This is a genomic window from uncultured Campylobacter sp. (assembly GCF_938018035.1).
Classification (GTDB): domain Bacteria; phylum Campylobacterota; class Campylobacteria; order Campylobacterales; family Campylobacteraceae; genus Campylobacter_B.
The window spans coordinates 1-12,431 of record NZ_CALIJF010000253.1; the positions used below are offsets into that span (position 1 = coordinate 1).

Sequence of the window (12,431 nt, forward strand, 5' to 3'; positions counted from 1 at the left end):
CAAAAGGCGGTCTTAAAAATCAGCTCATCTCCTTCGGTCGCTATAAGCGGCAGTGAGGCAAATTTCACGCTCAAACCGCTTGAGGTCAAGCATACGAACTTCACCGCGAGCGCACTTGATATTGCGGATGCGAACATTAAATTTGATCTTGACGCAAACGGGCAAAAATTTAGCAACGATGTGGAATTTGACATAATCAGCCAGTTCCCGCGCTCGAAGCTATTTCACGTAAGCTATGGCGATAAGCCGGTAACTCTAAAAATCGATCCGAGCTATAAAGAAATTTATACTCACATCAGCGCTACGCCTAATGCTTTTAGCCTAGCGGACGAGCTATATCTCTATCCTTACGGCTGCACCGAGCAGCTTACTTCAAAGATGGTAGCGGTTGATTATGTCGCACGCAAAGACTCCAATAAAACCTTAACCAACCGCGTAAACGAGTATGCAAGTAGAATTTTATCTCGCCTCAAACCTAGCGGCAGTTTCGGCTACTGGAGTGCTCACGGCGTTACTAATTACTACGCTTCGATTTACGCAAGCGACGTTTTACTAGAGCTTGACGCGCGCTATAAATTCCTTAGCAATAAGCAAAGATCGCTGATATTTAGCGCCTTAAAATCAGACTACGAAGATCAAGCGACGCTTCGAGTATATGCGGATTTCGTGCTAGATCAATACGGCAAGCTCGATGACGATGAGATAAATTTCATTTACGACAACGGCCTTTATGACAACTCGCCGATGGCTCGCATCGCTATGGCTGCGATACTTAAAAAGCACAATATGACGACCGAGTTTAACTTCATGCGTGAAAAAATAAACCAAATGGATTATGACTACGCCGAAGACGGAGCGGGCTTGACGTTTGCCAGCGACATAAGAGACGCCGCCTTTAAGCTCTACGCATTCGGCAAGGCTGGCATCAAAGATGATAACACAGCTCGCACGGTCGATGCGATCATTCGCGATCTAAAAAATATAAACAACACGCAGGAGCGAGCGAGCGTCATACGCGGATTTGATGAGTATTTTAAGGATTCGAAAAAAGATATTAGCTTTGCTTTGAAATACGACGGCGAGGCGAAAAATTTCAATTCGCCGCTGGATACCAAGCTCGCGGTTAAAGACGGCGCGATAGAATTTACGCCGATGAGCGGCAATGGCGAGCTGTTTTTTACGGTGCTGGGATTTGGATATGAAAGCGCTGCGGTCAAACACAATCCGCTTAGCATAAATAGACCGTTTGATAACGACCGAGATAAGAAGGTTGAAATTTATCGCGAGTTTCTTGATGCTCGCGGCAACATCGTCGATCTAAACAAACTCAAAGTAGGGCAGAAAATTTACTCTAAGATCAGTTGGCGAGCTAATCATTATCTTTATAATTTCGCGATCGACGAGGCAATGCCTAGCTGCTTTGAGGCGGTCAATGAGCGCCTAGGCTCGGCCGCACAGGCTCGCCCGGAGGGCTTTGTAGATAGCGTAGCGATCGAGCATACGGAGTATCTGTATGATCGAGTGCTTCACTTCCCGAAAAGCGGTTATTTTTACTACGATCCGCAAGAGGGATATAATAGTACCGGCATCATCTACACGCCGATAAACGTGATTATGTCGGGCTCGTGCGCGCTTCCTGCGATCTCCATCGAGGATATGCAATACGAGCGAGTAAATAATTACGATCTACAAACGCTTAAATTTAAAGTCGCTCGCTAAGGCGTAGCGATTTTAAGGCTCGGCGCGGATTTTGCATTAATTACAATTTTCGCGCCGAGTGCGCTTTTGCGTTCACAAGCATTTTGCAAACGAGCGCCTGATAAAATTTTAAAATTTTAATTCCGCTCGCCCGCCGAATTTCAAAATTTTATATTAATCCCTAAATTTCATAGCTTTTTACTATCCATTCATAGCGTCGTTCTATTTGACTTACCTTTAAATTCGAGTTATCATTTCTTTTAAATATACACTTTTAATTAAAGGAGTTGCAAATGCAAGACGTATCAAGACGTAGTTTTTTAAAGATTAGCGCAGTGGGTGCGGGGGCGCTTGCGCTGGGAGCTAGTAGCGCGTGCGCGGCACAAAACGCCAAGGATGTCAAATTTGACGAGGAATACGACATCGTCATCATCGGCACCGGTTTTGCGGGACTTGCCGCGGCGATTAAAGCCAGCGGACGCGGCAAAAAGGTGCTAGTGCTTGAAAAGATGGGTCGCGCGGGCGGAAATTCCGTCATCAACGGCGGAAACATGGCTGCTCCGATGAATAAATTTCAAGTCGCACAAGGCATTAAAGATAGCAAAGAGCTTTTTATCGCCGATGCCGTAAAAGACGGGCTCGGGCTCAATCATACCGATCTTTTGGGCGTGATGTTCGATCGCAGCAACGACGCCGTGGATCTTTTAACTAGCTGCGGAGCGGAATTTAGCGACAAGCTGATCTTTGAGAGCGGCCACAGCGTCGCAAGAAGCTTGCAATCAACCAACGGCTCGGGCTCGGGCTACATCCAACCGATGATGAACAAGCTTCAAAACGATTCCAACGTCACGATCAAGACCCGCACGAAATTTGACGATTTTATCGTAGACGACAGCGGCCGCGTCGTGGGCGTAGAAGCGCGCGAGGAGTATAAATTTGATCCGAAGCTCTTTAGCGACGATTTGGAAAATAAAAGCGGCGAGAAAAAGAGTTACAAAGCCAAAGACGGCGTTTTACTAGCCTCGGGCGGATACGGACGCGATCTATGGTACCGCCAGATCCAAGATCCGCGCGTAGTACCTAGCATAGACAGCACCAACCACCCTGGAAGCTCGGCAGGAGCGATGCTTGCGGCAAATAGAATCGGCGCTTTTACTCTTCTAACGTCGTGGATTCAGTTCCTTCCGTATTGCTCGCCCGACGAAAAGGGCTTCGGCGCTGCGGTAAATTTTACCAACCACTGCTGCAACACCTACGGTCTAACCGTCGATCCAAAGACGGGCAAGCGCTTTATGGATGAGCACGCAGGGCGAAAGATCAAGGCGGATGCTTGCTTTAAGGTTATCGGCGAAAGCGAGAAAAACGACAACTATCCGGTAAACGTCTGCGACTCTCAAGCCGTCGCCGCGCGTAACCCAGTCTATACATCAAGGCCGCTGGAAGCGGGCGTCGTGAAGAAATTTGACACGCTAGAGGAGCTTGCGAAGGCTTACAATCTGCCGCTGGAGCCGTTTTTAAAGACCGTCGCGGATTATAACTCTTACGTCAAAGCGGGCAAAGACCCCGAATTCGGCAAAGTGGTCGATAAGCTAGACGGCATCGACGTTTCCAAACCGCCGTTTTACGCAAGCCGCACGATGCCGAAAGTGCACCACACGATGGGCGGACTTGAGATCAATACCAAAGCTCAAGTCATCTCTAGCCTTACTCACGAGCCGATCCCCGGGCTCTGGGCTGCGGGCGAGGTAACCGGCGGCGTGCACGGCGCGAGTAGGCTCGGAACCTACGCGATCCTTGATTGTATGGTTTTTGGGATGATCGCAGGCGAAACAATCGGGGCTTAAATTTAGCGCCCGCGAAATTTCGGCGCGAAGTGGTTGCAAACGCGCGCTTTATTAAATTTCGGCGCGAAGTAGCGGTGCGTGCTTTGCGCCGAAATACTGTGCGAGTCTTTAAAATTTCAAGATAGAGCCGCAAAGCGTGCCGCAGCATTTCAAAGCATTTTAAAATTTAAAGCACTTAAAATTCTACGGCGCGTCTTTTAAATTTGAATACCGCGCACTTTAAAATTTTATAGCGGCGGCAAAATTTCGCACAGGCGGCGAGCAAATCCGTGCGCCGTAAATTTTAAAATTTACGCCTAGCCTTCGGCTAGCGGAGCGGAATTTATTCGCTTTAAATTTGCGCTTTTAAAATTTTCTTTTCTAAATTTTTAAAATTCTATCACTAAGTCTTTACGTTAAATTTTAAATTTCGCTACGTGGGTGTATAATCTATAAAATTTCAACGCAAGGAGCAAAAAATGCAAGAAATTTCAAGACGAAATTTTATGAAAATCGGCGCGGCGGGAGCTCTGGCTTTAGCTGCAAGCAGTGCGAGTGCAACGCAAAACGCCAAAGACGTAAAATTTGACGAAGAATACGATGTTGTTGTTATCGGTAGCGGTTTTGCAGGCTCGATGGCGACACTTCAGGCTCTTAAGCGCGGCAAAAAAGTGCTTATGATCGAAAAGATGGGCCGTGCGGGCGGCAATTCCGTCATTAACGCCGGCAATATGGCGGTGCCAAATAACGAATTCCAAAAAGCCGCAGACATCACGGATAGCAAGGAAGCCTTCATCGCAGACTGCCTAAAAGACGGGCTAAATTTAAATCACGTAGATTTGCTAGGCGTCATCTACGACCGCGCAGGCGACGCTTTTGAATACCTAAAAAGCATCGGAGTGGAGTTTTCGGGCAAGGTGATATCTGCTAGCGGACACTCGCTAAAGCGCGCCGTACAGGCCAAAAATGCTAGCGGCTCGGGCTACATCCAGCCGATGCATAAGGCGATCGAGGAAAATGCAAATGCTGTAATTAAGAAGCGTACTAAATTTGATGATTTTGTCGTGGACGACAGCGGTCGCGTCGTAGGCGTAAAGTGTCGCGAAGAATATAAGTTCGATCCGCAGCTTGCTAGCGACGATAGGGAAAACAAAAGCGGCGAAGTAAAATTTTTTAAAGCCAAAGATGGCGTCATTTTGGCTGCGGGCGGATACAGCTCGGATAAGTGGTTTCGCGCGCAGCAGGTGCCGTATCTAAAAGACAATATCGAAACCGTAAGCCAACCAGGCGCTACCGCAGGTGCGCTTATCGCGGCGATGAAGCTAGGTGCGAATCCTTTGCAACTCAGCTGGATTCAACTAAATCCTTATACCAATCCTAGCGAGAAGGGATTTGGTACTTCTGCGCTATTTTCAAATCACTGCGCTAACGACTATGGTCTAACTGTCGATCCAAAGACGGGCAAACGCTTTATGAACGAGCACGCCGGGCGCAAGATCAAAACCGAAGCGATCTTTAAATGTATGGCGGAGAGCGAAAATAACGACAACTATCCCGTAAATATCTGCGATCAAGCCGCAGTTGATGCAAATAATCCGGTCTATACGTCAAAAGGTGTAGAAGCAGGCTCAATCAAAAAATTTAATACCTTGGAAGAGCTTGCAAAATTTTATAAAATTCCGCTGGAGCCGTTTTTAAAAACCGTCGCGGATTTTAACGGCTATGTCAAAGCAGGAAGTGACCCGGAGTTTGGCAAGCCTTTGACAAAAGCCGATGTAGGCGGTATCGACGTATCAAAAGCTCCATTTTATGCGTGCCAAACAAGCCCAAAAATTCTTTACTGCATGGGCGGCGTGCAGATCAATACCAAAGCCCAGGTTATTGACGCGGCTAGCGGCGAGCCGATCGCAGGGCTATATGCAGCGGGCGAAATCACCGGTGGCGTTCACGGCGCAAGTAGGCTCGGTACTATGAGCATGGCTGATTGTATGGTTTTTGGCATGGTGGCGGCAGAAAATATCTGAATTTAGGGTGCGACGGCATATTTAAATTTCGCTGTCGCGTCTAAATTTTAAAATTTTACGCAAAAGAAACGTAAAATTCTATTCGTTCGATAAGGGTTAAATTTCACCGAAATTCGCATAGTTTGGGGGGCGGGCATGATAGCGATCTATTTTAGCGCCACGGGCAACACGAAGCATTGCGCAGATAGGCTCATCGCTCATCTTGGCGGCGTTTGCGTCTCGATCGAGAGCAAGGCTTGCAATGAGCTTTTAAAGCACCACAATGACGTTATCTTGGCATATCCCGTCTATTTTAGCGACCTGCCGCGTATCGTGCGCGACTTCCTCTACCGAAACGGCGCGAGCTTTAGCGGCAAAAACGTATTCATCCTCGCTACGATGGAGATTTTCAGCGGCGACGGGGCAGGGTGCGCGGCTAGAGTTTTAAAACAATTCGGTGCAAACATAACGGGCGGCGCTCATATCAAAATGCCCGCGTTCATCCTCGACGTGGCGATTTTTGGCTACTCGCGAGCGAAAAACGAGCGCATAATCAAAGAGGCGGACGCTAAAGTCAGACGCGTTGCGGAGGCGCTTAGCGCAAATCATCCGCCGCAAGAGGGGCTAGGCGCGCTCTGTCGTATCGCAGGGCTTTTAGGGCAGCGACTTTGGATGAAAATTTGGGATAAAGGCCCCTTTGCTAAGCGCAAGCCGAGCCTTGATCCATCGCGATGCAGCGGATGCGGGGCTTGCGTCAAACCCTGCCCGATGCGAAACATAAAGCTCGCTTGCAAAAAGGCGCAATTCGGCGATGAGTGCACGCTTTGCTACAGGTGCGTAAATATATGCGAGCGCAGAGCGATTACGATCCTAGGCAGGGCGAAAAATTTAGAAAATTCCATCCCTGCGGACTTATGAGGACGAGCTCATGCCTCGCAAGTTCGCAATAAAATGCGTAACAACGGGCGAGGAAATTTTACTTTTTAACAGCGCTTCGCACGGCTAAAGCGCGATGTTCTGCGACGAATATGGCGCAAAAAAGTAGCCCGCTGCGAGCTAGTGAAATTTAACCTGCCGCCGTGCAAGATCCTCGTAAAATTTGGCTACAGCAATCACTACGACAAAAGAATACGAGACCGACGAGCGCGGTAGGGTCATACTAATAAACGGCGGGGCTGCCTCATGGGGCGAGGTAAGGCAAATGGTTTTGATTATATCGCCGTAAGCTACGAGGACGAAGCGGGCAAAAATACAAAATTTCGCTTATGTAGGCGACCTTAAATCTCAAGTCCGTCTTTTTTGCTCCGTATTTAAATTTTACTCGGTCGCTAGATGCTCCTAAATTTAAATTCTCTATAGCCGAATGTGGCGTCTTAGAATTTTAGCAAAGGTTTATCCTGCAATACTGCGCCGTGAAATTTCAGCGAAGGCTTATTTTGCCGCATACCTCAAAATTCTTAAATTACCCGCGCCGGCCCACTTAAGCTCTAAAGCGCTTGCCTTATCACTTCGCCTAAGGGCAAAATGCCGCGCCTTGTCTTATTAATTCGCCGCGGAATTTCGCGGTAAAACTAAATTTTAAAATTTGACCCATTTAAATTTAAAAAGCGCACGACTATCGCAAAAATCATCCGATATTATTGGCGACGCCGGTCTAATTTTAAAATTACACCATCGCCCCTATATACTGCTATAGTCGTTAAATTTTAAGCAACGATAGGCGATAAAATTTTAAGAATTTCGCCGCCCAGCATTTCTTTATGCCACCAAGCCCACAAAACCGCCTAAACCTTCTTAAAATTTACGCTAAATTTGCTTCCGCGTCCTACTTCGCTACGTAGTGAAACCTGCGCATTATGGATCTTTGCGATTTGTGAGGCGATGGCTAGCCCGAGTCCTGCGCCGCTATTTTGCTCGCGATTTCTGGAACGCTCTATTTGATAGAGCTTGTCCCAAATTTTAGTTTGCAAAGCAGGCTCAATGCCCTCTCCATCGTCGCTTATGCTAAGTTCGTACGCGTCTGCACTGACGCAAAGCTCTAAAGCGACGCTGCTGCGCGTAAATTTTAAAGCATTGCTTAAAAGATTGTTAATCAGCCTGATCAAAAGCAGCTCATCGCCGTTTACGCGCACGCCCTCGGCTATCTGCGAGCTAAAGCTTAGCCCTTTTTGTGCGCACAAAAGTTGAAAGTCTTGCGCACACTCGCTTGCGATTTTGCTTAAGCTTACGGGTGCCAAACACACGCTACGCTGCAAGCGAGCAAGCTCTAAAATCTGCTCTATTAACGCCGAAATTTTACGCGCTTGATTGTTGATGACCGCGAAACTCTCCTTCGCCTCGCTCGCGTCTTGCTCGTAGGCTAGGGCGTAGTCGCTTTGAGCCAGTATGACGGCAGCGGGCGTACGCAGCTCATGCGAAAGATCGGCGCTTAGCTGCCGCTCGCGCTCAAACGCGCTTTGCAGCGATGCTAGCATTTCATTAAACGTAGCTGCGAGCGCGCTTAGCTCATCCTTGCCTCGCGGTAGTTCTATTCGCCGCGTAAAATCGCCGCTAGCTCCGATCTCGCTAGCTGTACGCGACATAGTGCGCACGGGCTTAAACGCTCTTTTTATGATTGCGTAGCCGCCGTAGATGATGAGCGCCACAAATAGCGGCGATAGGATAAGAGCGATTAGCATCACGCGCTTCATCGCAAGCTCAAACTCGCTAACTGCGATGACGCCGCGTATCCATGCGCTGCGCCCTTTGATCTGCGCGTCGTAATAGAAAAACTCATCGTCGTCAAGCTCCACCTCGCGCGCGCCTTGAGGCGAGAGCGGCAGCGCAGGATCGAAGCCTTTAGGCACAAACCCTGCGATCACGCCGCCTTGTCCGTCATGCTCTTAGAAAAATACACCGTCATCAAAGCTTTTTAGCTTGTCATCGCGCGCAGCTTTTTGCACTAGGTGGGCAAGCTTTTTTTGGCTGACGGAGCTTCCTGATACTTCGTCTAAAATATAGCCGCAAATGCCGATAATAGCGCCTGCAAGCGCCAAAATAAATACGCTATAATAAAGCGTCACGCGCAGGCTGATAGGTAGCGCGCGTGAGCTAAAATTCTCCTTAGCCGTTGTAAATACTCTAGATAATACTTGAGCAAAATTTTGTATTGTGATTTTAGATGCGAAATTTTGTCCTTGACTTTGCGCGAGGACGCTATTAGAATTTTGCGCTAGATCAGGCGTTGCGCTTGTAGCAGCAAAATTCGGCGCGGAATTTGATGCCAGATTTTGCGTGGAATTCCGTTTAAAATTTGACGCCTGGCTTTGAGTAGAATTTAGAGCCCGGTTTAACTCGATATTTTGCGTGGGATTTTTCTTGCGGCTTTTCTTTAAACACGCAAAATTATGCGTAAAATTATGTTTAAAATTTCGCACGAATTTTAATATGAAAAGCGCCGTAGCGGCAAAAATCTGCTTCGCAATCGCTGAAATTTTAATCCAAATCTTGCTATCTTGCCACGACATAGCCAAGCCCTCGCTTCGTTTCTATTATATCGCCGTGCTCGCCTAGCTTTTTGCGGATATTTTTGATTAAAACATCGATAACATTTGAGCTTGTTTCGTCGCTAAAATCCCAAATGCTCTCGCCGATTTGTTCGCGGCTTAAAATCGCACCGCGATTTAGCATCAAAAGCTCTAAAATTCTATATTCCTTACCCGTTAGCTCCACTACCTCGCCCGCGCAGACGACCGATTTTTTACTTAGATTTAGGCGCACTTGCCTTATGATAATTTCGTTATCCGCAGTAGCGTTTTTACGCCTGATAATTGCGCGAAGCCGCGCCAAAAGCTCACGAAAATCAAAGGGCTTAACCATATAATCGTCTGCGCCCAGATCAAGCCCTGCGATGATATCTTCTTTGGCGTCCCGCGCAGTTAAAAATAAAACCGGCGTTCCCAGTCTGCGCGCCCGCGCCGCCTTCAAAAACTCAAAGCCGTCCATCACGGGCATCATCGCATCAAGCACGATAGCGTCATATTTTGCGACATCCAAAAACTCTAGCGCTTCCTTGCCGCAAAAGGCGCAATCTACGCTGTAGCCGTCCTTTTTCAGAAATTTTGCGATGATTTGATTTAGATCTTTTTCATCCTCGACAAGTAAAATTTTCAAAGCGTTCCTTTAAAATTTTGCTAATTCTAATCCGCCATTTTAGCCAAAAAACGCATAAATTTTGCGGCGCCTTGGATGTGTAAACCCGCTCATTTTACGCACCGCTAAATTTCAGTAGCGTTGGGAGCTGCGCTAATTCGCAGGCGCCTTTTGTCTAGCTCTAATCTCGCTTGCCTTTTTATCCGCTACGCTTCCTAACCGCCCTAAAAAATTTAGCGCGCCTGCTGCGATATTTAGCGCAAAAAGCCCAAATCCTACGCAGCCAAGCTTGAAATTTTGCTTAGCGATTTCGCGTTTGCAGCGGCTGCAAAGCACTGGCTTGCAAGAATTACAAACCTCCGCGCAGCTTGCTGCACTGGCAGAATCTCGCGCGCTTGCTAAATTACTTGTATCTGAAAAATTTTGCGTATCGGCGAAATTTTGCTCGCTAGCGAAATTTTGCGCACTTGATAAGTCTTGCGTCTGCGAAGAATTCCGCTCGTCCTTATAATCTTTCGCATCCGCAGAAATTTTTTGATTTTCGCAACATTCCACGCTGGAAAAATCTTTAGAATTTTGCTCGCAGGGCGCGAGATTCCGCTCGCTTGTTTCGCTTGCTAAATTTGCCGAAAAATCCTGCGCATTTTCATCTAAATTTTTAGCCGCGTCTGCATTTTGGACGCCATAGTCAGCGTTTTTGTTTAAGCTAAAATCCCTAGCATCCAAAGCCTCGTTAGTTTGGGCGGAGTTATCTGCTCCACCCTTTAAGCTTTGATTTTTCATCTCACGCCTTTGCTTATTTTTGACGCTGCAAGATCTGCTCGCCCGTAGCAGCGTCGATTAGCACCTCTTTTTTGCTCATGCCTTGGCGCAGTTTGACTTCGTATGCAGGCTTACCGCCGTTACTTTTTAAATCAACCTCGCGAAAATCCCAGCCGGCGTTTACGCTAAGTGCTTTGGCGCGAGCGTCTGCGGCACTGATTTTGACCTGCGAATAATCAATTTTACTAGGCTTTAGCTTCTTTTGCGTTTGAGTCTTTAAAATTTCGCCGCTTTGAGCGTCGATTTTGATCTCGTTTTCGCTACCTTCTTTATATGACTCGATCTCATAGACGAGCCTTCCGTGCTCATCGTCGATTTCTACGCTTTTTATAGTCGCGTCACCAAAGTTTTGCTGTGCGATCCCTATCGCTTGATCGAATGAAACTTTAGCATCTTTTTCGCTAAAGTTTCCTGCGTTTAATGCGCCTACAAGGGCGAATGTAGCGGCGAGCGCGCCTAAAGCTTTAAGATTTTTCATCTTTAATCCTTTTGATTTTATTTCCAAATTTTATTTTGGATGGCGCAATTTTAAAATTCCAAGATGAAGCTAAGATGAATACGCGCGGAATTTTAAAATTTCACAAAAATTTTGCTGCGATTTGTGAGATACGAAGCGCGGAATTTCCGAGCATTTACCAAAACGCCGTAAAATTTCAACTTGAAATTTTATCTCAAGGAACGCTTGTGCTTAGCTTTTTTAAAAATCCGTCGCAGCAGAAGCTTATTTTTCTAAGCTCGCTTGCTTTTGTGGCATTTTTTAACTTCTCGTTTTTTAAAAATATCATAAACGCCTACGGAATCTCGGGGCTAAATTTTATCTATCTTGTCTGCGACGCGGCGGCTTTGATTGCTTTTTTGACGCTATTTTTTACGATTTTTAGCTCGCGTTATACGACCAAGCCGATTTTGATGATATGCTTTTTTATTTCGTCGTTTACGGCGTATTTCATGGATAACTATAACGTCGTAATCGATTCGGAGATGATCCGCAACACAGCCCAGACGAACTTTGCCGAGTCGGCGGATCTTTTTAGCCCGAGACTAGCGATTTACGTGCTGGTGCTGGGCGTCTTGCCCTGCGTGCTGATTGCTCGCTCGCACGTTAGCTACCGTCCGCTTAAATTTGAAATTTTAGCTAAGCTCAAAACAGCGGGCATTTGCATAATAATCATTGCGGCGCTGCTTTTCGGATTTAGCAAATACTACGCGTCGTTTTTCAGAGAGCATAAAATTTTACGCAGCTACGCAAATCCCGGATATTGGATCTATAGCAGCGTTAAATTTGCTGCAAAATCTAAAAAGCAGGGCTCGCAGCCTCTGATGCAAATCGCTGCGGACGCACATATTGATAAAAATTCCACAAGCTCAAAAAAGCTCGTCGTCGTAGTCGTGGGCGAAGCGGCGAGAGCGGATAGATTTTCGCTAAACGGCTACGAGCGAGATACTAATCCGCTACTAGCCAAAGAGCAGGGTGTTGTAAGCCTAAGCAATACCCATTCTTGCGGCACTTCGACGGCGCAAAGCGTGCCGTGCATGTTTTCGCTGCTAAATCGCGAGGAATTTAGCGTAGAAAAGGCTGCGGAGGAGCAAAACGTATTAGACATACTAAACCGCGCTGATGACATGGCGATTTTGTGGCGCGATAACAATTCCGATTCCAAGGGTGTGGCGCTGCGCGTAAAATATCAGGATTTTAAAATTCCGCAAAATAATCCGATCTGCGATGTGGAGTGTAGGGATGAGGGGATGCTTGCAGGGCTTGATAAATTTATCGCCGAAAACGCGGGCAAAGATGTATTAATCGTGCTGCATCAGATGGGCAATCACGGGCCTGCGTATTTCAAGCGCTATAAGAAAGAATTTGAAAAATTTAGCCCCGTTTGTCGCGATAACGAGCTTGAAAACTGCTCACAGCAAGAAATTTCAAACGCCTACGACAACGCGATTTTATATA

The 12,431-nt window shown here is 47.0% G+C and carries 10 protein-coding genes; 5 read left to right on the top strand and 5 right to left on the bottom strand.

The features are described 5' to 3' along the window. The 4 genes from Q0257_RS07425 to Q0257_RS07440 form a co-directional block, all read left to right on the top strand. A partial coding sequence (locus Q0257_RS07425) for a hypothetical protein (protein ID WP_298023495.1) occupies positions 1–1,719 on the top strand: 1,719 nt, incomplete at its 5' end. Positions 1,720–1,991: 272 nt separating this feature from the next. Then, a complete protein-coding gene (locus Q0257_RS07430) occupies positions 1,992–3,542 on the top strand; it encodes a flavocytochrome c (RefSeq protein WP_298023498.1) in 1,551 nt (516 codons plus the stop codon). 458 nt (positions 3,543–4,000) lie between these two features. Next, positions 4,001–5,545 carry a flavocytochrome c gene (locus tag Q0257_RS07435; RefSeq protein ID WP_298023501.1) on the top strand — a complete coding sequence of 515 codons (1,545 nt, stop codon included), beginning with the start codon at positions 4,001–4,003 and terminating at the stop codon, positions 5,543–5,545. Between the two features lie 135 nt (positions 5,546–5,680). Further along, positions 5,681–6,442: an EFR1 family ferrodoxin gene (locus tag Q0257_RS07440; RefSeq protein WP_298023503.1), complete on the top strand. Its 762-nt coding sequence runs from the start codon at positions 5,681–5,683 to the stop codon at positions 6,440–6,442. Between the two features lie 866 nt (positions 6,443–7,308). On the opposite strand, the gene Q0257_RS07445 is transcribed toward Q0257_RS07440, so the two are convergent. From Q0257_RS07445 to Q0257_RS07465, 5 genes are all read right to left on the bottom strand, one after another. Further along, a complete protein-coding gene (locus Q0257_RS07445; RefSeq protein ID WP_298023506.1) occupies positions 7,309–8,385 on the bottom strand; it encodes a HAMP domain-containing sensor histidine kinase in 1,077 nt (358 codons plus the stop codon). Between the two features lie 21 nt (positions 8,386–8,406). After that, positions 8,407–9,030, bottom strand: a complete 624-nt coding sequence (locus tag Q0257_RS07450) for a hypothetical protein (protein ID WP_298023509.1) — start codon at positions 9,028–9,030, stop codon at positions 8,407–8,409. Next, on the bottom strand, positions 9,014–9,676 hold the full coding sequence (locus tag Q0257_RS07455) for a response regulator transcription factor (protein WP_298023513.1): 663 nt from the start codon (positions 9,674–9,676) through the stop codon (positions 9,014–9,016). The genes Q0257_RS07450 and Q0257_RS07455 overlap by 17 nt, the downstream gene beginning before the upstream one ends. A 132-nt stretch (positions 9,677–9,808) precedes the next feature. Then, positions 9,809–10,438 carry a hypothetical protein gene (locus tag Q0257_RS07460; protein WP_298023515.1) on the bottom strand — a complete coding sequence of 210 codons (630 nt, stop codon included), beginning with the start codon at positions 10,436–10,438 and terminating at the stop codon, positions 9,809–9,811. Between the two features lie 13 nt (positions 10,439–10,451). Continuing rightward, entirely contained in the window at positions 10,452–10,955 is a 504-nt protein-coding gene (locus Q0257_RS07465) for a PepSY domain-containing protein (protein WP_298023518.1), read from the bottom strand. A 74-nt stretch (positions 10,956–11,029) separates the two neighbouring features. Here Q0257_RS07465 and Q0257_RS07470 point away from each other — a divergent pair. Further along, on the top strand, positions 11,030–12,431 hold a 1,402-nt coding region (locus Q0257_RS07470; protein ID WP_298023521.1), incomplete at its 3' end, for a phosphoethanolamine transferase domain-containing protein.